A 20,017-nucleotide genomic window follows, 5' to 3' on the forward strand; every position below is an offset into this window, starting at 1 on the left:
AGCCGCTTGAAAGCGGGGCGAACAACGGCCGGACGAGTCGTGAGACTCCAGCATTCAAGAGGAGCCACCGCGCCGCATTGCGCGAGTGGCGTTGAACCGATATGGCGAAACGGGATTATTACGAGGTTCTGGGCGTCGCAAAGAACGCGAGCGACGACGAAATCAAGAAGGCTTATCGCAAGCTTGCGATGAAGCACCACCCCGACCGCAATCCGGACCACAAGGATGCGGAAGAGCATTTCAAAGAGGTGAAGGAAGCCTATGAAATGCTGTCGGACTCGCAAAAGCGTGCTGCGTACGACCAGTACGGCCACGCGGGCGTCGATCCGAATATGGGCGGAGCCGGTGCGCAAGGCTTCGGCGGCTTTGCCGATGCGTTCGGCGATATTTTCGGCGACATCTTCGGTCAGGCGGCCGGCGGCGCCGCACGCGGCGGTGGCGGCCGCGCGGGCCCGCAGGTGTATCGCGGCGCCGATCTGCGCTACAGCATGGAAATCACGCTGGAACAGGCCGCGCACGGCTACGACACGCAGATTCGCGTGCCGAGCTGGGTATCGTGCGAAATCTGTCACGGTTCGGGCGCCAAGCCCGGCACCAAGCCGGAAACTTGCCCGACCTGTAGCGGTTCGGGTTCGGTGCGGATGTCGCAGGGTTTTTTCAGCATCCAGCAGACTTGCCCGAAGTGTCACGGTACTGGCACTTACATTCCTGAACCGTGCGTGCATTGCCACGGCGCGGGTAAGGTGAAGGAAACCAAGACACTGGAAGTGAAGATCCCGGCAGGTATCGACGACGGCATGCGCATCCGCTCGGCCGGCAACGGCGAGCCGGGCATCAATGGCGGTCCGTCGGGCGATCTGTACGTCGAGATCCATATCAAGCAGCACTCGGTGTTCGAGCGCGACGGCGACGATCTGCATTGCCAGATGCCGATTCCTTTCACGACGGCGGCCCTCGGCGGCGAAATCGAAGTACCGACGCTTGCCGGCCGCGCCAGCTTCACGGTGCCGGAAGGCACGCAGTCGGGCAAGACGTTCCGTCTGCGTGGCAAGGGCATCAAGGGGCTGCGTTCGAGCATTGCCGGTGATCTGTACGTGCACGTGCAAGTCGAAACGCCGGTCAAGCTCACCGAGTCGCAGCGCGAGTTGCTCCAGCAGTTCGAGAAGGCGCTGGTGGAAGGCGGCGCTCGGCATAGCCCGCAAAGCAAGAGCTGGTTCGACCGGGTGAAGAGCTTCTTCGATTAATGGCGGTTTGAAGTTGGCGGTAAGCATGACGGCAGATGAGCGCGGCGCAGTTTTCGCGTTGCTCGACGATTGCGGCGCGACGGCGGCGCGCCGTTCGAGTCGTCTGTACACGGGGTTTGTGCACGAGCGGGTTTGTACGAGCGCCGCGCAACTCGAAGCCGTGTGTGAAGCCGTGCTCGCGCAAACGCAGCGTGGTTTGCATGCCGTTGTGCTCGCCGACTATGAGTTCGGCCGGAATCTCGCACTCGGGGACGTCCTCAGTTCGGGGTTGAAAAAAACGCAGCGTGGCGATGCCACGCTGCGTTTTTTATTGTTCGACCGTTGCGCGAAGCTGTCGCGCGAGGAGGTCGATGCGTGGCTCGTGCAGCTTGACGGTGGCGCGGCTGAGGCGTCGGTGGCGGGTACGGCGAACGTGCGTGCAAGCGTCGACCCAGCGCAATTCAACGAAGCGATCGATGCCATTCATGCCGCCCTGCGCGCGGGCGATTCCTATCAGGTCAACTACACGTATCGGCTCGGTTTCGATGTATTCGGCTCGCCGACGGCACTCTATCGGCGCTTGAGAGCCCGTCAGCCGGTGCGGTACGGCGCGCTGATCGCGTTGCCGGGCGACGACTGGGTGCTGTCGTGTTCGCCGGAATTGTTCATCGAGAAGGAGGGCGCCACGCTGCGCGCCCGGCCGATGAAAGGCACGGCGCCGCGCTCGGATGATCCGGTGGAGGACCGGCACACCGCCGGGTTTCTCGCCAACGATCCGAAAAACCGCGCCGAAAACGTGATGATCGTCGATCTGTTGCGCAACGATCTGTCACGCGTGGCGCAGACAGGCTCGGTCAGCGTACCCGCGCTGTTTTCGGTCGAACCGTATGCGTCGGTGTGGCAGATGACATCGACCGTGCAAGCGACATTGCGTGCGCATACGTCGTTTGCCGACGTCATACGGGCGCTGTTTCCTTGCGGCTCGATTACCGGCGCGCCGAAGCATCGCACGATGCAACTGATCGACTCGCTCGAAAGCACGCCGCGTGGTCTCTACACCGGCGCGCTCGGCTGGCTCGACGCACCTGCCGCTCATGCGAGCGATCGCTCATGCGGCGACTTCTGCCTGTCGGTCGCGATCCGTACGCTGGCGTTGCAAGCTGCCACCCAGGAAGGCGAGCGCCATGGCACGATGGGCGTCGGCGCGGGCATCGTGCTCGATAGCGTTGCTGCCGACGAATATGCGGAGTGCCAATTGAAGGCCCGTTTTCTGACCGGTGCCGAGCCGGGTTTCGAACTGTTCGAAACGATGTACGCGACCCGGGAGGACGGCGTGCGGCACCTCTCGCGCCATCTCGCGCGGCTCTCGGGCAGCGCCGCGACGCTGGGCTTCAAATTCGACGAGCATGAAATCCGTACATCGCTCGCGGAGAAATGCGCGGCGCTGTCGAAGCAAACGCCGCACCGCGTGCGTCTTGCACTGAACAAAAACGGAATGGCGCACATAACCGCTGCAGTGCTGGCGCCGCTAGCCGAGCCAACTGTCGGCGTGTTGCTGGCAGTTGACCACGGTTTTGCCGCAACCGAAGCGAATGATCCGCTGCTGCGTCACAAAACCACCCGTCGCGCGGAATACGATCGCGGCTGGCGCGAGGCCGAGGCGAAAGGCGCATTCGACACGCTGTTCTTCAACGAGCGAGGCGAGTTGACCGAAGGCGGCCGGTCGAATGTGTTCGTGAAAGTGGCGGGGCGCTGGTGGACGCCGCCGCTGGAGTCGGGCGTATTGCCCGGGATCATGCGGGGTGTGCTGCTCGAGGACGCCGACCTTCACGCCACCGAGCGTGTGCTGACTCGAACCGACGTGCGGAACGCCGAGGCGCTTCTGGTGTGCAATGCACTGCGAGGTGCGGTACCGGCAAAGCTGATGGACTGAAGGGGCTGCGGACTGCGCGCTGATAGCGTTTAACAGCGATATCGGACTGTTCTCAAAACGGGTGCAAATGTGTCATACCAGTCCGATTCACTGTTGAGGTGGTCAGAACGTGTGTTCCGGCCCGGGAAACGAGCCGTCCTTCACCGCCCGCACATACGCCTCGACAGCAGCCAGAATGCTCGGCTGCCCCTGCATGAAATCCTTCACGAAGCGCGGCCGCTTGCCGGGGAAGATTCCCAGCATGTCGTGCAGCACCAGCACCTGACCCGAGCAGTCCAACCCGGCGCCGATGCCGATCGTCGGAATCCGCAGTTGCTTCGTGACTTCGCTCGCGAGCAGCGTCGGAATCGCTTCCATCACGATCAGCTGCGCGCCGGCGTCCTGCACGGCGAGCGAATCGCGCAGCAACTGGCTCGCGCCCGCTTCGGTTTTGCCTTGCACCTTGAAGCCGCCAAACGCATGCACCGATTGCGGCGTGAGGCCGACGTGCGCGCACACGGGGATCGAACGCTCGACCAGAAAGCGCACCGTGTCCGCGAGCCATTCGCCGCCTTCGAGCTTCACCATCTGCGCGCCCGCGCGCATCAATTCCACCGAGCTTCTGAAGGCATCCTCCGGCGTGCCATAGGTGCCGAACGGCAAGTCGGCGACCACTAACGCCGACGGCCGAGCCCGCGCCACGCTCGCCGTGTGGTACGCGATGTCCGCGAGCGAGACCGGCAGGGTGGTCGTCTGGCCTTGCAGCACGTTGCCGAGCGAGTCGCCGATCAGCAGCACGTCGACACCCGCGCGATCCAGCAGCGCGGCGAAGCTCGCGTCGTAACAGGTGAGCATGGCGATTTTCTCGCCGGCATCGCGCATCGCCTGCAGTTTCGGCACGGTGACGGCGTTGCGGCTCGCTTCCTGCAAATAGGTCATGGGGACAATCCGTTGGGAAAGAAGAGGAGCCCGTGCTGCTTACAGCGACGTGCCTTTGACAAAAAATTCCTTGCGGCCGCGCATGGTTTCGATGCGATCGGCGAGTAGCGCAAGGTCCGCGTCCGAGTCGAGCGGATTCAGATGTTCGGCGTTGACCGTCAGCACCGGCGTGCAGTCGTAGTGATAGAAAAACTCGTTGTATGCGTCGCACAGCGCGTGCAGGTAAGCGTCGGAGATCTGCAATTCCATCGGCACCGCGCGCTTCTGAATGCGTGCGAACAGCACCTCGGGACTGGCTTGCAGATAGACCACGAAATCCGGCGCCGGCGCACTCACGTCGATCCGTGCGGCGAGGGCGCGGTACAACTGCCACTCGTCTTCCTGTAGCGTCAGGCGCGCGAAGATGTCGTTCTTCTGCGTGATGAAATCGGCGATCAGCGGCGTGCCGGACAGATGCACTGCGGCAACTTCTTGTGCCTGCTGCGCGCGTTGCAATGCGAAATGCAATTGTGTGGGCAGCGCATAACGCGCGGTGTCGCGATAAAAGCGTTCAAGAAAGGGATTGTCCTGCGGCCGCTCGAACAGTTCGTGCATCGACCAGCGCGCGGCCAGGCGCCGCGCGAGCGACGTTTTGCCGACGCCGATCGGTCCTTCAATCGCGAGATAGCCGACTGGCGGGCGCAGGTGCGGCGGAGTGACGGTGAGCGGCGGCGTGTTCATTCGCAACGGCCTTTGTCCGCGGCGCCGGTGTCGGCAGCCAATGCATTGAGCATCGGGCACTGACAGGGCGATTTGACCTTTTCGATACGTTGATCGGCAACGCTGCCAAGCAGCGCATCGGCGCGGCCATGCTGCGGGATGATCAGCGCCGCATCGATTTCGACGAGCGGCACGAGTGCAAAAGCGCGTTCGATCAGACGCGGATGCGGCACGATCAGATCGGCTTCGTCGATCGATTGATCGCCGTATAGCAGGATGTCCAGATCCAGCGTGCGCGGTGCATTGCGAAACGGCCGCTCACGGCCGAACTGATGCTCGATCTTGTGGCATAGCGCGAGCAGATGGCGGACGGGGAGCGTCGTGTCGACCTTCACGACGCAGTTGTAATAATCGTCGCCGCCCGCGTCGATCGGGGCAGTGCGATAGAAGCTCGACTTGGCGAGCACGGTGATGGTGTGCTGTTGTGCGAGGCACACCACCGCGTCTTTCAGGGTCTGGCGCGCGTCCCCGAGATTCGCGCCGAGGCCGAGATAAGCAACCGTCATGGCATAACTTCCTGCGACTTTTGTTCGACGGCTTCAGCCAACGCTGTTTCAGTCTTCGTGTGAGCCGTGATGACCCGCTTCGTTGACTGTGCGTTCGGCTGGCGTGCCGCCCTCCGTTCCGTCACCCGTTTTGCGGTTTCTGGCGCCACTGCTGCGCCGCCGTCGTTTTCTCGGGCTTCGGTCCTTCCCGCCTTGCGTGAGCAATGTCTCGCGCGCGACGACGTCCCCTTCGATGAACTCCGTCCACCATGCGCCGACCGACTCATCGAGTTCGCCCGATTCGCAGCGTAACAGGAGGAAATCATACCCCGCTCTAAATCTTTGGTGTTCCAGCACCTTCAGCGCGCTGCGGCCCGAGCGTTTCTCGAGGCGCAGCTGCAGACCCCAGATCTCGCGCATATCCGACGAGAAGCGCTTGTGGATCGCGAGTTTCTCGGTTTGCATGTCGAGGACTTCGTCCATCGCGCGATGCAGCGCGGGCACCGGATATTCGCCGTTTGCTTCAAATTGCTGCCAGCGTTGCTGCACGTCGTGCCACAGCAGCGTGGCGAACAGGAAGCCCGGCGACACCGGTTTGCCGGCGCGCACGCGGGTATCCGTGTTGGTGAGCGCGAGCGTGATGAATTTCTCGCCGGTGGGCTGTTCGAGCACCACGTCGAGCAGCGGCAGCAGGCCGTGATGCAGGCCTTCCTGGCGCAGCCGCTTCAAACAGGCGAGCGCGTGACCCGACAGCATCAGCTTGAGCATTTCGTCGAACAGGCGCGCGGCGGGCACGTTGTTGATCAGATCGGCCATTCTGGCGATCGGCGCGCGAGTCGCGTCTTCGATTTCGAAGTCGAGCTTCGCGGCGAAACGCACCACGCGCAGCATCCGCACCGGGTCTTCGCGATAGCGCGTGGACGGGTCGCCGATCATTCGCAGCAGGCGCGCGCGCATGTCGGCCATGCCGTGGTGATAGTCCAGCACGGTTTGCGTGGCCGGATCGTAGTACATCGCGTTGATCGTGAAGTCGCGGCGCGTGGCGTCTTCGTGTTGCTCGCCCCAGACGTTGTCGCGCAGCACGCGACCGCTTGCGTCCACGGCGTGCGTGCGGCGATCGAGTTCGTCGCGCTTCAGGCGGCGTGGCGGCGCGGCGTCGGCCGCGGGCAGATCGACCAGCGCGCGGAACGTCGAAGTTTCGATGATTTCCTGACCGAACTGCACGTGCACGATCTGAAACCGGCGGCCGATGATGCGCGCGCGGCGGAACAGCTTCTGCACCTGCTCGGGTGTGGCGTCGGTGGCGACGTCGAAGTCTTTCGGTGCGATGCCGAGCAGCAGATCGCGTACCGCACCGCCGACAATGAACGCGCGGTGGCCGGCCTGCTGCAAACCTTCGGTGACACGAATGGCGTTCCTCGAAATCAGCGAGGGATCGATGCCGTGGACGTCGTGCGGAATGATGACCGGCACATCGGGATCGCGTACGGTTTTGGCAGCGGGGCGCGCCGGTTTGCGGCGCGCTTTGGCTGCGCCGGACGTGGTGTGCGCCAATGCGTTGCCGGTTTCGTCGGCTTCGGCTTCGGCGGGCGCGGTGTCGTCAGCGGGCGCCGAGTCCTGGCCGAATAGCTTGCGGATAAATTTTTTGATCACGTGGATTGAAAGAGTTCGAGGATGCGCCAGCCTTTGGCCTGCGCATGGGCGCGCAATGTGTCGTCGGGATTGGTCGCGATCGGATCGGTGACCATTTCGAGCAGCGGGATGTCGTTGTGCGAGTCGCTATAGAAATAGCTGTGCTCGAAGTCCGCCCAGGTCTTGCCGAGCGACGCGAGCCATGCCTCGGTACGGACGATCTTGCCTTCTTTGTAGCTCGGCGTGCCGGTGGGGCGGCCGGTGTACGGCGAATGCGGCTGGCCGTCGACGGTTTCCGCTTCGCAGGCGATCAGTGCCTGAACGCCGAAGGCCTGCGCGATCGGGCGGGTGATGAACTCGTTGGTGGCGGTGACCACGCAGCAGAGATCGCCTGCCTCACGATGCTGCTTGACCAGTTCCAGTGCGACGGGAAAGATCGCCGGTTTGATGACTTCGTGCATGTACTGCGCGTGAAAGTCGGCAAGCTGCGCGCGCGTGTATTTCGCGAGCGGCGTGAGCATGGCGATCAGATAGGCGTGAATGTCGAGCTTGCCGGCCTTGTAGTCGGCGAAAAAGCGGTCGTTTTCACGGGCGAAATTGTCGGCGTCGACCATGCCGTGTTTCACCATGAAGCGGCCCCATTCGTGGTCGCTGTCGGTGGGGATGAGCGTGTGATCGAGGTCGAAGAGTGCGAGATTAGCCATGGGGGCCTATTTTACTTGAAGCGGCGGGTGACGCGGACGAGGCGGGCGGCGTGCGCCGCTCGTCGGCGTCGGGCGACGCCAGCATGGTGCGCAACAGCGGCAGCGTGACCGCGCGTTTCTGTTCGAGCGAGAAGCGGTCGAGCGCGTCGAGCAGCGCCATCAGGCTCGGCATGTCGCGGCGAAAATGCGTGAGCAGGTAGGCGGGGACGTCGTCGGCGAGTGCAATGCCACGTTCGCGCGCAGCGTGCTTCAGCACCGCGGCCTTGCCGTCGTCCGGCAGCGGCGCGAGGTGGAACACGAGGCCCCAGCCGAGGCGCGTGCGCAGATCTTCGCGCACCGTCATGCCGATCGGCGCGGCGCTGCCGGCGGCGACCAGCGCGCTGGTCGGATGTGCGCGCACTTCGTTGAACAGGTTGAATACGGCGATCTGCTGCGCCGCGGACAAGCCGTCGCAATCGTCGATCGCATACAGCGCGACGCGCGGGTCGAATGTGAAGGCGGCGAGACTGCTTTGCGGGCCGGCATAGCGTGCATGACCCGGCGGCGCTTCATGGACGAGCGCCTGCAACAGATGGGTGCGGCCGCTGCCGGCTTCGCCCCAGATGTAGAAGGTGCGATCGGCCACCGGACCGGCCGCGAGCGCGTTATCCAGCTCGCGCAACCGCGTGACCAGCTCGGCGTTGGCGCCGGCGAAGAAATTGTCGAATGTCGATGGCGGTGGGGTGCCGAGATCGAGCGTCAGTTGACGAAGCACAGTAGGTTAATGCCGAAAATGAGGCTAAGGCCGCAAATGGCCCGTACGTCGGGCCAAAAATAGTCAATGCGCAGTCAGTTGTTGTAAAGCGTGCTCGTCAGGTAGCTTTGACGCAACTCGCGCATCGCCACCGACAGAATCGCGCAGACCGGCAGCGCAAGCAGCACGCCGAAAAAGCCGAACAGCTGACCGAACGCGAGCAACGCGAAGATAACCGCGAGCGGGTGCAGGCCGATCCGTTCGCCGACCAGACGCGGCGTGAGAAAAAAGCTCTCCACAATCTGGCCGACGCCGTAAATCACCGCGACCGCGCCGAAGCCGTACCAATCGCCGAACTGTAGCAGTGCCGCGAGCAGCGCCAGCGCCAGACCGGTTGCGTAACCGATGTACGGGATGAACACCGCGAGACCGGTAAAGATGCCGACCGGTAGCGCGATCTCGAAGCCGGCGATGGACAGCGCGACCGCGTAGAACACCGCGAGCACCGCCATCACGAGCAACTGGCCGCGCAGGTATTGCGAGAGCATCTGGTCCATGTCGCGCGCGAGTTGCAGAGTCTTGTCGAGCCAACGGCGCGGGACCACGATCTGCATGCGCGCGAGCATGTGGTTCCAGTCGTATAGCAGATAGAACAGCACGAGCGGCACCATCACGACGTTGCCGATCACCGTGATCATCACGTTGCCGCTGGTGCGGATCGAGGTCCACGCATAGCGCGCGACGGTCTGCGCGCTGCCTTCCAGTTGCCCCATGACGAGATCGCGGATGCTGGCGAAATCGAGCGAATCGGCGAGGCCAAGCAGGGCGAGTTTCGGTTGCAGCCACGCGCTGACGTGCGCGAACAGTACCGGTACCTGCTGCTTCAACTGCGGACCTTCCTTCTGGACGACGGCTAGCACCAGCAACACGAGCAGCGTCATTATCAGCGAGAACAGCAGCATCATCAGCAAGGCAGCGAGCACGCGCGGCACGCGCCGGCGTACCATCCACGCGACGCCCGGCTGCAGAATGTACGCGAGAATCGCGCCGAGCAGGAATGGCGTGAGGACCGGGCTCAGTAGCCAGAGCAGAATGCCGACGCCCAGCGCGATGGCTAGCCAGATGAAGGCGCGGCGCTGGACGGGCGTCAAAATCGACGAGGTTTGCTGCAAAATGAGTTTCCTAGGTGGTTGGCGCGGGTGAAAGTCCAGCCAACCGGCCGGCATCGGGTAAAATCGCATTTTACCGACCTTCTCGCTCTTCCCCATGAATCAACCGAAATCCGCCCCTGACGCCCAAGGTTTGTCGTATCGCGACGCCGGCGTGGACATCGACGCGGGCGACGCCCTTGTCGACGCGATCAAGCCCTTTGCCAAAAAGACGATGCGCGACGGTGTGCTGGGTGGCATCGGCGGGTTTGGCGCGCTCTTCGAGGTGCCGAAGAAATACCGCGAGCCGGTGCTCGTGTCGGGCACCGACGGCGTCGGCACCAAGCTGCGGCTGGCGTTTCAATTGAACAAGCATGACACGGTCGGCCAGGATCTGGTGGCGATGAGCGTCAACGACATTCTCGTGCAGGGTGCCGAACCGCTGTTCTTCCTCGATTATTTCGCATGCGGCAAGCTGGACGTCGGCACTGCGGCGACGGTCGTCAAGGGTATCGCGCATGGCTGCGAACTGGCCGGTTGCGCGCTGATCGGCGGCGAGACGGCTGAAATGCCGGGCATGTATCCGGACGGCGAGTACGATCTGGCCGGTTTTGCGGTCGGCGCGGTCGAAAAGAGCAAGATTATCGACGGCAGCACGATTGCCCCGGGTGATGTTGTGCTGGGGTTGGTTTCCAGCGGGATTCATTCGAATGGTTTTTCGCTGGTGCGGAAGATTATCGAGCGGGCTCAGCCTGATTTGAATGCGGATTTCGATGGGCGGTCGTTGGCTGATGCATTGATGGCGCCTACGCATATTTATGTGAAGCCTTTGCTGTCGTTGATGCAGCAGGTCGCGGTGAAGGGGATGGCGCATATCACCGGCGGTGGGCTGGTTGAGAATATTCCGCGGGTTTTGCGTGAAGGGTTGACAGCTGAATTGGATCATCGGGCGTGGCCGTTGCCGCCGTTGTTCTCGTGGTTACAGAAGCATGGCGGTGTGGCTGATGCCGAAATGCATCGGGTGTTTAATTGCGGGATCGGAATGGCTGTTGTTGTTTCTGCTGCTGATGCAAATGCGGCTATTGGGATTTTGGCTGCCGCCGGCGAGCAGGTCTGGAAGATCGGGGTTATTCGCGAGAGCGCGGTTGGTGAGGCTCAGACTGTAGTGGTTTAAAGGTTTTTGCCTTTGCGGTGCTTTGGTTGTATGCCTACGGCGTTGCCTTTCCTTGTTTTGTTATTGGTCTATTAGCGTTCCCCCTGTGCGGGGGGCACCTACTTTTCTTTGCCGGCCGCAAAGAAAAGTAGGCAAAAGAAAGCGGCTCAAACCGCTAATTCTTAAGCGGGTCTCCCGGCTTGGAGGGGGCAGTGGAGCATCTGGAATCCGTGCTCTCGCACACTTCGCGCTGGTGACAAGGCAGTCATACTTCCGGCGGCGCTGCGCGCACCGACGCGGTACTTCATCAAACCGGCCGGCGGTTTCGGCACTTGCGTTACTTCACGAAGCCATCTGGCCGTTTCCGTGCCGCGTTAAGGCGACCGCCGCGGTACTTCTAAAGCCGTAGCAATATTCTGCGTCCCGCCGAATAAACCGCCGGGCGTTACTTCTCCAGCAAACCGCAAACCACTTCGGCGCCGAGGCGAAGCCGATGGTTTCTCTGGCAAACCATTCCGGCGAACACGCAGTGCGAGGCAGGAAGGATGACGCGGGAAGCGCGTACGACCCATCGGTTTTGAGAAGTACCGCGTCGGCGCGCGCAGCGCCGCCGGAAGTATGACTGCCTTGTCACCAGCGCGGAGTGCGCGAGAGCACCGATTCCAGATGCTCCACTGCCCCCTCCAAGCCAGGGGACCCGCTTAAGAATTAGCGGTTTGAGCCGCTTTCTTTTGCCTACTTTTCTTTGCGGCCGGCAAAGAAAAGTAGGTGCCCCCCGCACAGGGGGAACGCTAATAGACCAATAACAAAACAAGGAAAGGCAACGCCGTAGGCAAACAGACACAACCAGCCGGGGAAGGCAAAAAAAAACCAAGAAAGAGCCACCGCCGCAGGCAAACAACCAAATAACGCCCCGCAAGAAAAAACCTCAAATTAACTCATCAACAACACTAACAACCCGCGCGGTAGCGCCAGCATCACAACAATCCACAACAACCCTCTCAGGCATCGCCCGCAGCCACGTGAGCTGCCTCTTACACAATTGCCGGGTAGCAAAAACCCCCTTATCCCGCATGGTCGAATAGTCGACCACACCATCGAGATATTCCCAGACCTGCCGATATCCGACACACCGCATCGACGGCATCTCCGGCGACAAATCCCCGCGCTCGCGCAACCTCGCCACTTCATCGACGAACCCATCAGCCAGCATCGCATCGAACCGCCGCTCGATGCGGGCATGCAGCAAGCTCCGGTCAGAAGGCTCCAGCGCAATCGGCAAAAACCGCCAAGCCTGCACAGCAGCATCAAGGCGTGGGGGCGCCGCCAGCAAAACAGACATCGCCTGCCCGGTCAGCATAAAAACCTCGAGCGCACGCTGAATCCGCTGCGAATCGTTCGGCGCGAGGCGCGCAGCAGTAACAGGGTCGACCGCGGCAAGCCGCGCATGCATAGCCGGCCAGCCTTCGCGCGCGGCATCGGCGTCGAGCGTCGCCCGCACGTCGGCATCGGCGGCAGGCAGGTCGTTCAAACCCTGCGTCAGCGCCTTGTAGTACAGCATGGTCCCGCCGACCAGCAACGGTACCCGTCCGCGAGCACTAATCTCGCCGATCAGGCGCAGCGCGTCGGTGCGAAAATCCGCCGCTGAATAGGCGTCAGCCGGATCGACAATATCGATCAGATGATGCGGCGCCAGCGCGCGTTCTGCCGCCGTCGGCTTCGCGGTGCCGATGTCCATCTCGCGATAAACCAGCGCCGAGTCGACGCTGATGATTTCCACCGGCCGCCGTGCAGCCAACGCCAGCGCGGCAGCGGTTTTGCCGGACGCGGTCGGGCCCAGCAGGCAGGGGACCGGCGTGGGAATACGTGAAGTCATAGGTCAGCCGGCGCGCGCGGAAGAAATGTAACCAGGCTCACCCTCATTGCCCGCGCATAAACAGCCGATCGAGATCGGACAGTGTCAACTGATACCAGGTCGGACGTCCGTGGTTGCACTGGTCGCCGCGCTCGGTCGCTTCCATCTGCCGCAGCAGTGCGTTCATTTCATCGAGCGTCAAACGCCGGTTCGCCCGCACCGCGTGATGGCACGCCAGTGTGCCGAGCAGTTCGTGCTGGCGCTCGGTCAGCACACGCGAGCCGCCGAACGCGTGCAAGTCGGTCAGGACCGCGCGCGCGAGCGCCTGCAGATCGGCGTCTTTCAGCAGGGCCGGCACTGCGCGGATCGCGAGCGTGGTCGGTGACAGCACGGCGAGGTCGAAGCCAAGTGCGTCGAGCGTGTCGCGCTCTTCTTCGACGGTGCCGATTTCGATCGGATCAGCCTGCATGGTCTGCGGGATCAGCAGCGGCTGCACGGCAATCGTGCGATCCGACAGCGCGTTCTTGAACTGCTCGTACAGAATGCGCTCGTGCGCGGCGTGCATATCGACAATCACCAGCCCATGCGCATTCTGCGCAAGCACATAGATGCCGTGAATCTGGCCGAGCGCGAAACCGAGCGGTTGCTCGTCGGATGCGTGAAAATCGGGGGTTGTATAAGGGGCGGACGCGTTATACGGCGACGGCCCTTCGGCCGCGGAGTCGCGCGCCTCGAAGAGCGTCGCGCCGTCGGCGGTGCCGGCGTTCGTGTCTCTACGGCCGAACAGCGCGTCGTAAAAGGCCAGCGGTTGCGCAACCGGCAGCGTGCCCTGCGTCATGCGCGCCTGCCGCATCCACGTATTGCCTGGCTGCTGAGATCCGAATCCACCACCGAGACCAGCTGCACCAGCGCCAGCGCCCGTGCCCGCGCCGAAGCCGCCGGCACCCGCGCCTCCGAGCGGCGTTGCGCCAAACGAAGCCGGACTGCCCGCCGCGGCTTCGAGGTGAGCCGCATGCCCGCCCGCCGTGGTTTCCGGCGACGCGCCCGCATGCCGCGCCAACGCGCGCTGTACCGCGTGGAACACGAACTGGTGAATCGAGCGCGAATCGCGAAACCGCACTTCGATCTTCGACGGATGCACGTTCACATCGACCGCTTCAGGCGGCAGATCGAGAAACAGCACATAGGACGGATACCGGTCGCCGTGCAGCACGTCTTCATACGCGGCGCGCACGGCATGGGTGAGCAGCTTGTCGCGCACGAAACGGCCGTTGACGAAAAAATACTGCTGGTCGGCGCGTCCGCGGCTCGCGGTCGGCAGGCCGGCGCAGCCATAGACGGCAAGCGGTCCGGCCGATTCGTCGAGCGGCAGATGCGCCGTCGCAAAGGTTTCGCCGAGAATTTTCGCGACCCGCGCAGGCGGCTCGCTGGCGTTCCAGTGTTCGACCGCGCGGCCGTTATGCAGTACCGAAATCGCTACGTCTGGCCGTGCCAACGCGGCACGGCGAATCTGCTCGAGACAATGGCCGAGTTCGGTCTGCTCGCTTTTCAGGAATTTGCGGCGCGCGGGCGTGTTGAAGTACAGCTCGCGGACTTCGATCGTGGTGCCCTGGGTGCCGGCGGCGGGGCTCAGCACACCGGTTTGTGCATCGATGCGCACGGCGTGCGGTGCATCGGCGGTGCGGCTCGTGATGAACATCTCCGCGACCGACGCAATCGACGCCAGCGCCTCGCCGCGAAAACCCAGCGTGGCAACGGCCTCGAGTTCGGCGAGCGAGCGGATTTTGCTGGTCGCATGACGCATCAGCGCGAGCGCCAGTTCGCTTTGGGGGATGCCGCAGCCGTCATCGGTGATCGAGATGCGTTTGACGCCGCCTTCGTCGAGCACGATGCGCAGGGTCTGCGCGCCGGCATCGAGCGCGTTTTCCAGCAACTCCTTGACCACCGAAGCCGGCCGCTCGACCACTTCGCCGGCAGCAATCTGGCTGATCAGCTGGTCGGGAAGGGGCTGGATCGCCCGCAACAGGCGTGGGACGGACGCGGCGGCGAGCGCTGCGGCCGGGGCGTTGGTGTCGGCGGGCGTTTCGGAGAATTCGGACATGGCGAAATTATAGCGATTCGGCGCGTAGGGACCGGACGCGGGCCGAATACCGTGAACTGAGTGGTCCAGCGCCTCGAGCGACGCGACCTCGTAGCCGTAAGACTTTTATGGGTGGGAAAGCGTGGCATCCAACCCGCCGCACGGAATCGAAGTCGCTTACCCGCCACAGATTTTTAATCGCTTCCGGGCACTTTCGGTATCATGACGCGGTCAATTTCCCGCGGTAAGCTTGCGCTCGCCGCGCATCGCTCGCGGGCCCGCTAACACGGCCGTTCTCGCCTCTCTCACACATTCGCTCTATATAAAGGACGCTTTTTGGACACGCTGCTGCAGTTCGCAAACCTTGTCTTGCACATCGACAAGTTTCTGGGAATCTTCATCCACCAGTACGGCGCCTGGGTCTACGCGGTGCTGTTTCTGATCGTGTTTTGCGAAACCGGGCTTGTCGTATTGCCGTTTCTGCCGGGTGATTCGCTGCTGTTCATCGGAGGCGCTTTTTGCGCGGCCGGCGCAATGAATATCGGTTTGCTGATCGTGCTGCTGCTTATGGCGGCGGTCTCGGGCAATACGGTCAATTACATGATCGGGCGGGTCATCGGTCCACGGGTGTTCAATTCGCACATACCTTTTCTGGAGCGCTTCCTTGACCGCACCGCGTTGCAAAAGACGCATGATTTCTACGAGAAGCACGGCGGCAAGACCATCGTGCTGGCGCGTTTCATCCCGGTGGTGCGGACTTTCGCACCGTTCGTCGCCGGCGCCTCGCAGATGACGGTGAGCCGGTTTCAGCTTTTCAACATCGCCGGTGCGCTGTTGTGGGTGTTGTTGCTGGTGTTGCTCGGCTACTTCTTCGGCAACATTCCGTTCATTCGTCAGTACCTGAATGTGATCGTGCTGGTGGGGATCGGCGCCGCAGTGGTGCCGGTTCTGCTAGGCGCGCTGTGGAAGGTGACGCGCAAGAACGCAGCCAAGACGAACAGCCGCTGACACTTCCGATTGTGTGTGGCCCAGACGAACAAACGGCGTCGCGAATCTCGCGACGCCGTTTTCATACCATTGCAGAGAAACCCTTCGCTCAGGCAGCCTCCCAGATCACTGCGAGGCCACTGTGCGCGGCGCAAGCGGTGTTTCCGGTGTCGGATAGCCGGCATCCTTGAAGGTCTGAATGATCGCGCGATTGGTGTCGAAATAGACCTGCCAGTAATTGCTGTTGTTCGTGTAGGGCCGCACGCACAACAACGGACCTTCCGGCGTGAAGCTCAGTACCTCGACGTCTGGCGCGGGACTTTCGACAACGTTCGGAATCTTCGTCACGGCCGCCTTCAGCCGGCTCATCGCGTCCGTTGGATCGACGCCGTTGGCGATCTTCGCGGTCAACTCGACGCGCCGCACCGGCAGCGCGCTGTAGTTCGAGATCGTGTCGGAGAAGATCTTGTTGTTGCCGACGATGGTCGTCACGTTGTCGGGCGTCACGATGGTCGTGCCGAACAGGCCGAGTTCGGAGACCGTGCCGGTCACTCCCCCCGCCATGACGAAATCGCCGACTTTGAAAGGCCTGAGCACCTGCATGAAGATGCCCGCTGCGAAGTGCGCGAGCAAGCCGCCCCACGCGGTACCGATCGCGAGACCGAGACCGGCGAGCAACGCGGCGAACGAGGTGGTCTGGACTCCGAACACCTGCAGAATCGCAAGGATCAGCAGCAGGTTGAGCAGGGCGCCGAGAATCGAGCCGAGGTAATGCGCCAGCGTGGAATCGACGCGGCCATTGCGCGCCAGCAGCTTGCGGAGCATGCCGGTGATCAGGCCAATAATCCAGCGGCCGACGATCCACAAGACGATCGCGCCGACTACCTTGGTGCCGAGATCGATGCCCCGGGTCATGATGAACACGCGTACGGTTTCGAGATCCAAGATGTCCTCGTTGGTTAAATTGCCTTCGACTGATTGAACGGAGGTGGTGCAATACAGCGGCAAATGCCCTGGCAACGGGCTAAACAGCGACACGCGGTCTTCGGGAGTTATAGGTGACCGCTCTCGCATACGCAAGGACCGTTCCTGTCTGTTATGCGGATTGCCTGGCTGGAGAAAGCGGACGGTACGGCGGCTCCACGTCGAACCGATTGAACCAGGCGTGCCTGTGAGCTTGTAGTGGTTGTTGTCGCGCTTGCGGCTATGGTGTTGGGGTTTCCCTTGGCCTCGCCTCAGCGTGCTTTCTTGCGAGCGGCGTCGCCGCTGGCAAATTATCGTGCTGAGGGCTGCGCGTCGGGTTGCATCGGCAGATGCGATTCGGAATAGGGGGAGCTGCGGATGGTCAAGGTGTCACCGGCTTTCGCTTTGGCGGGCCGCGTGCGGCGAGCTACATACCCCCAGGCCAATGCGGCCACGGCTGCAAGCGCATACGCACCGGCGCGCTCAAAAAATGCGGACGATGTACTGAACTTGCCGTAGTGGTTTTGCGCATCGGCGAACACCAGAAAGGTGAGTGCCGCATCGAGCAGCCAGGCGGCCGACGCCAGTGCGACGAAAACATGCGCGCCATTGAGCGTGGCGCCGGGAATGAGCCGGTTGCACAGACGGCACGCGACCAGTACGATCGCTAGAAAAACCAGGTTCGAGACGAGATCGAACAGAAAATTGGTCATGTCGACGGAATGAAAGCGCAGGAATCTGCGGCGTTGCCAAAGCGGCCGCTCACGCAGCGTTGCAGCGTTGCAGCGTGTATCGCGGAACGGCGGCGATCATTGCACGTCTTTACGTCTCAATAAATATCGACGTTCGGAGTCCGTTGTATTGTCCTTGGTGGCGCTGATGTGCTGTCAGACAGCGCTTCTGTCAGCATGCGTGCGTTTGAATCGGACTGTAGGAACATACCGTACCAGGCCGAAACGACGATGCCTACTTGAGAGGCGCTTCGCGGCAGCGGACTTATCCCGCGCGCGCGTGGTCAGCCGCCATCGGCAACGACGGCGGCTCCATCGTTTGCGCGCATGGCCTCTGCTATTCCCGCGAAAGACATCGGACGGCCCGTCAGAAAGCCCTGAACGACGTCACATCCTGCCTCGGACAACCAGGCGAGTTGCGCAGGGTATTCAACGCCTTCGGCGACGACAGTGAGGCCAAAGCTGTGCGCCATCGAGATGATGGCGGTAACGATCGGCTGTCCTGCGCGCGGCAGTGCCCTGACGAAGCTGCGGTCGATCTTGAGCTGGTTGAGCGGGAACGACTGCAGATAGGACAGTGAAGAGTAACCGGTCCCGAAGTCGTCGATGGACAGCCGGATGCCTTGGGCGCGCAGTTGCGTCATCACGTGCACCGCGACTGACATGTTGGCCATGAGCAGACTTTCGGTAAGCTCGAGTTCCAGCATGTTGGCGGGCAAGCCACTATCCTTTAGCGCCTCGAGAACATCGCGCTGAAATCCGGGTTCTCGAAGTTGCCTCGCCGATACGTTGACCGAGACACTTGCGCGATTGCGCGCGTTGGCGTTCCATCGTGCGGCATCGTGACAGGCGCGCCGCATAACCCATCTTCCCAGCGCAACGATGAGTTCACTGTTCTCTGCAATCGGGATGAATTCCGCCGGCGAAATGCTGCCTTCCGATGAATGGTTCCATCGCGCAAGAGTTTCTACGCCTACAAGTTGTCCTGTCTGACAATCGAATTGAGGCTGGTAGGCCACCTCGAGTGCATCGCACTCAATCGCTTCCCGCAGTTCGCGCTCGAGCCGCGCGCGTCGCTGGGCATCCTGCGTCATCTGCGGTCTGAACTCGACAGCGACATTCTTGCCCCCGCTTTTCGCCGCATACAGCGCAATATCCGCGCTGCTGACGAGTGATGCAACGTCGGTGGCATCGTCAGGAAACCGACTGAATCCGACGCTTGCCGTCACCGGAACGCTACCTCCATGCAGCTCGAACGGCCGCGCGAGCACGTTGGTGATGCGCTCGGCGGTGCGGCGGCTTCCGGCGCGGTCGGCGTCGTCAATCGCAAGCACCGCAAATTCGTCACCGCCAATGCGACTCACGATGTCTGTCTCGCGAACTGCGTCGCGTAGCGCGGAGGCGACGAAGCGCAGCAGTTCGTCCCCAGCGCCATGGCCCAAGGTGTCGTTAACAGTCTTGAAGTCATCGAGGTCGATCAACACCAGGGTCACCTGCGCGCGTCCATCTGCCCCTGGTCCCAGGCGGGCTGCCAGTTCGTCGTAGAACGCCCTGCGGTTTGGTAAATCCGTGAGGGGGTCCGTATGCGCGAGGTATTCGAGTTCCCTCTCCGCCTTCAGGACACGCGCCTTCATGCGTGACGTGACGACGGACGATACACAGAGCGCGCATATACAAGCTGACAGGAGAAAGCCGGCATATTGCCAAAGCTCTCGAACCATGCCTTCAGTGCTCGCGACAAGCACCACCATACCAAGGACTTCACCGTCGTGGATGACAGGATTGGCGACGAAAACATCGTTGAGGGAAAAGTGGTTCTGCGCGAAGTTGCTTGCGAGCGTCGCTTCGTTAGCCTCATGTGCGGGGATTCCTGCCCTGGCATACCGCGCATGAACGCTGCCCTTCGCATTGAACACCGCGACGCTCTCGATATACGGCACGTTGCCAAGTGGTCGGAGCATCTCGCTGGTGGCCTGCTCATCGTGAAACATCAGCGACGCGGTGATATTTGCCGAGACCATAGCCGCCTGCAAACGCGCGTCAGCGGCAAGCGCGGCTCGTAACGACAGCGCCTGGTAGGCCAGCAGCCCCGCGCTGGAAATCAGCAGCGCGATTGCAATGCCAACAATGTTCAGGCGCCCCAGGGCGCGCGTCAGACTGGGTGCCTGTTCGTCATGGGACGTCATAAGACATTCCTTGCAAGGCGAAGCAGCTTGGAGCTGAGCGACAGGTGTAGGCGCAGCGCCAGCTGGTTATCTATGTCGAAACGGAGATGATTTTCATCAATGAACAAACGGATGACGGCAGTGCGGTCGCCGGCGTCAAAGTCGCTGATGACCAGAACGGGCTGGTCCGGCGAGACAACTTCTTTCGCCGCATGAGACATTTGCTCCTCGTTTTCCAGCACGATGACATTGCATCTGCTCTGGCCGCTCTTCGACGGTAGAGGAATGACGGACCACGCTCGGCCGCCGACAGTTCGGCCGTCGAGTTTCGAGAGCGCGCCGCCAAGATAGCTGTCCCTGTTCGCACAGACAAATAGGGCGGCGTCAGACAGACTTCCCGCAGGCCATGTGGTGAACTGGGTAAAGTTGAATATATAAGCTGCCTTCAATTCCGACTCATCCGCCTGCGCGTAAACCAATCCGGTTATAAGCGCCCAGATAACGAAGGTGCGGGCGCTTGCAGAGCAAAGGATGCGGGCGAACGGCAT

General features: G+C 62.1%; 17 protein-coding genes. 4 read left to right on the plus strand and 13 right to left on the minus strand.

Going from position 1 to position 20,017, the window contains the following annotated elements; genetic code table 11:
• The first annotated feature begins 101 nt into the window (after positions 1 to 101).
• Together dnaJ and pabB are read left to right on the plus strand one after the other, a co-directional pair.
• Positions 102 to 1,244: a molecular chaperone DnaJ gene (gene dnaJ / locus SB772_RS13835; RefSeq protein ID WP_410833811.1), complete on the plus strand. Its 1,143-nt coding sequence runs from the start codon at positions 102 to 104 to the stop codon at positions 1,242 to 1,244.
• A 25-nt stretch (positions 1,245 to 1,269) separates the two neighbouring features.
• Positions 1,270 to 3,156: an aminodeoxychorismate synthase component I gene (gene pabB / locus SB772_RS13840; RefSeq protein ID WP_410833812.1), complete on the plus strand. Its 1,887-nt coding sequence runs from the start codon at positions 1,270 to 1,272 to the stop codon at positions 3,154 to 3,156.
• A gap of 102 nt (positions 3,157 to 3,258) precedes the next feature.
• Here the strand turns inward: pabB and panB are convergent, their stop codons facing one another.
• The 7 genes from panB to SB772_RS13875 form a co-directional block, all read right to left on the minus strand.
• Complete coding sequence (panB, locus tag SB772_RS13845) at positions 3,259 to 4,074, minus strand: 3-methyl-2-oxobutanoate hydroxymethyltransferase (protein WP_410833813.1); 816 nt, start codon at positions 4,072 to 4,074, stop codon at positions 3,259 to 3,261.
• Positions 4,075 to 4,113: 39 nt separating this feature from the next.
• Complete coding sequence (locus SB772_RS13850; protein ID WP_410833814.1) at positions 4,114 to 4,794, minus strand: deoxynucleoside kinase; 681 nt, start codon at positions 4,792 to 4,794, stop codon at positions 4,114 to 4,116.
• Positions 4,791 to 5,339, minus strand: coding sequence for a 2-amino-4-hydroxy-6-hydroxymethyldihydropteridine diphosphokinase (gene folK / locus SB772_RS13855; RefSeq protein WP_410833815.1), 549 nt, complete (start codon positions 5,337 to 5,339; stop codon positions 4,791 to 4,793). The genes SB772_RS13850 and folK overlap by 4 nt, the downstream gene beginning before the upstream one ends.
• Before the next feature lie 48 nt (positions 5,340 to 5,387).
• Entirely contained in the window at positions 5,388 to 6,971 is a 1,584-nt protein-coding gene (gene pcnB, locus SB772_RS13860; protein ID WP_410833816.1) for a polynucleotide adenylyltransferase PcnB, read from the minus strand.
• Positions 6,968 to 7,654 carry an HAD family hydrolase gene (locus tag SB772_RS13865; RefSeq protein WP_410833817.1) on the minus strand — a complete coding sequence of 229 codons (687 nt, stop codon included), beginning with the start codon at positions 7,652 to 7,654 and terminating at the stop codon, positions 6,968 to 6,970. The genes pcnB and SB772_RS13865 overlap by 4 nt, the downstream gene beginning before the upstream one ends.
• Positions 7,647 to 8,408 (minus strand): DnaA regulatory inactivator Hda, encoded by a 762-nt coding sequence (gene hda / locus SB772_RS13870; RefSeq protein WP_410833818.1) that lies wholly within the window; start codon positions 8,406 to 8,408, stop codon positions 7,647 to 7,649. Before hda ends, SB772_RS13865 begins: the two co-directional genes overlap by 8 nt.
• Positions 8,409 to 8,482: 74 nt before the next feature.
• On the minus strand, positions 8,483 to 9,559 hold the full coding sequence (locus tag SB772_RS13875) for an AI-2E family transporter (protein WP_410833819.1): 1,077 nt from the start codon (positions 9,557 to 9,559) through the stop codon (positions 8,483 to 8,485).
• Between the two features lie 94 nt (positions 9,560 to 9,653).
• Here SB772_RS13875 and purM point away from each other — a divergent pair, with 94 nt between their 5' ends.
• On the plus strand, positions 9,654 to 10,709 hold the full coding sequence (gene purM / locus SB772_RS13880; RefSeq protein WP_410833820.1) for a phosphoribosylformylglycinamidine cyclo-ligase: 1,056 nt from the start codon (positions 9,654 to 9,656) through the stop codon (positions 10,707 to 10,709).
• 907 nt (positions 10,710 to 11,616) lie between these two features.
• On the opposite strand, the gene miaA is transcribed toward purM, so the two are convergent.
• Positions 11,617 to 12,564 carry a tRNA (adenosine(37)-N6)-dimethylallyltransferase MiaA gene (miaA, locus tag SB772_RS13885; protein WP_410833821.1) on the minus strand — a complete coding sequence of 316 codons (948 nt, stop codon included), beginning with the start codon at positions 12,562 to 12,564 and terminating at the stop codon, positions 11,617 to 11,619.
• A 43-nt stretch (positions 12,565 to 12,607) separates the two neighbouring features.
• On the minus strand, positions 12,608 to 14,644 hold the full coding sequence (mutL, locus tag SB772_RS13890; RefSeq protein ID WP_410833822.1) for a DNA mismatch repair endonuclease MutL: 2,037 nt from the start codon (positions 14,642 to 14,644) through the stop codon (positions 12,608 to 12,610).
• A gap of 315 nt (positions 14,645 to 14,959) precedes the next feature.
• Here mutL and SB772_RS13895 point away from each other — a divergent pair, with 315 nt between their 5' ends.
• On the plus strand, positions 14,960 to 15,631 hold the full coding sequence (locus SB772_RS13895; protein ID WP_410833823.1) for a DedA family protein: 672 nt from the start codon (positions 14,960 to 14,962) through the stop codon (positions 15,629 to 15,631).
• A 105-nt stretch (positions 15,632 to 15,736) separates the two neighbouring features.
• On the opposite strand, the gene SB772_RS13900 is transcribed toward SB772_RS13895, so the two are convergent.
• From SB772_RS13900 to SB772_RS13915, 4 genes are all read right to left on the minus strand, one after another.
• On the minus strand, positions 15,737 to 16,555 hold the full coding sequence (locus tag SB772_RS13900; RefSeq protein WP_410833824.1) for a mechanosensitive ion channel family protein: 819 nt from the start codon (positions 16,553 to 16,555) through the stop codon (positions 15,737 to 15,739).
• Between the two features lie 329 nt (positions 16,556 to 16,884).
• Entirely contained in the window at positions 16,885 to 17,286 is a 402-nt protein-coding gene (locus tag SB772_RS13905; RefSeq protein WP_410833825.1) for a hypothetical protein, read from the minus strand.
• A gap of 302 nt (positions 17,287 to 17,588) precedes the next feature.
• Entirely contained in the window at positions 17,589 to 19,490 is a 1,902-nt protein-coding gene (locus SB772_RS13910; protein ID WP_410833826.1) for a putative bifunctional diguanylate cyclase/phosphodiesterase, read from the minus strand.
• On the minus strand, positions 19,487 to 20,017 hold the full coding sequence (locus tag SB772_RS13915) for a YfiR family protein (protein ID WP_410833827.1): 531 nt from the start codon (positions 20,015 to 20,017) through the stop codon (positions 19,487 to 19,489). The genes SB772_RS13910 and SB772_RS13915 overlap by 4 nt, the downstream gene beginning before the upstream one ends.

It is taken from the genome of Paraburkholderia sp. SIMBA_030, assembly GCF_046535245.1.
Taxonomy (GTDB): Bacteria; Pseudomonadota; Gammaproteobacteria; order Burkholderiales; family Burkholderiaceae; genus Paraburkholderia.

What these genes read in the sequence shown, in the direction of transcription:
- panB (WP_410833813.1), bottom strand. Translation starts at nt 4,074, where the DNA reads ATGACCTATTTGCAGGAAGCGAGCCGCAACGCCGTCACCGTGCCGAAA.
- pabB (WP_410833812.1), top strand. Translation starts at nt 1,270, where the DNA reads ATGACGGCAGATGAGCGCGGCGCAGTTTTCGCGTTGCTCGACGATTGC.
- SB772_RS13865 (WP_410833817.1), bottom strand. Translation starts at nt 7,654, where the DNA reads ATGGCTAATCTCGCACTCTTCGACCTCGATCACACGCTCATCCCCACC.
- SB772_RS13850 (WP_410833814.1), bottom strand. Translation starts at nt 4,794, where the DNA reads ATGAACACGCCGCCGCTCACCGTCACTCCGCCGCACCTGCGCCCGCCA.
- SB772_RS13910 (WP_410833826.1), bottom strand. Translation starts at nt 19,490, where the DNA reads ATGACGTCCCATGACGAACAGGCACCCAGTCTGACGCGCGCCCTGGGG.
- dnaJ (WP_410833811.1), top strand. Translation starts at nt 102, where the DNA reads ATGGCGAAACGGGATTATTACGAGGTTCTGGGCGTCGCAAAGAACGCG.
- mutL (WP_410833822.1), bottom strand. Translation starts at nt 14,644, where the DNA reads ATGTCCGAATTCTCCGAAACGCCCGCCGACACCAACGCCCCGGCCGCA.
- SB772_RS13905 (WP_410833825.1), bottom strand. Translation starts at nt 17,286, where the DNA reads ATGACCAATTTTCTGTTCGATCTCGTCTCGAACCTGGTTTTTCTAGCG.
- SB772_RS13915 (WP_410833827.1), bottom strand. Translation starts at nt 20,017, where the DNA reads ATGCCGTTCGCCCGCATCCTTTGCTCTGCAAGCGCCCGCACCTTCGTT.
- folK (WP_410833815.1), bottom strand. Translation starts at nt 5,339, where the DNA reads ATGACGGTTGCTTATCTCGGCCTCGGCGCGAATCTCGGGGACGCGCGC.
- purM (WP_410833820.1), top strand. Translation starts at nt 9,654, where the DNA reads ATGAATCAACCGAAATCCGCCCCTGACGCCCAAGGTTTGTCGTATCGC.
- miaA (WP_410833821.1), bottom strand. Translation starts at nt 12,564, where the DNA reads ATGACTTCACGTATTCCCACGCCGGTCCCCTGCCTGCTGGGCCCGACC.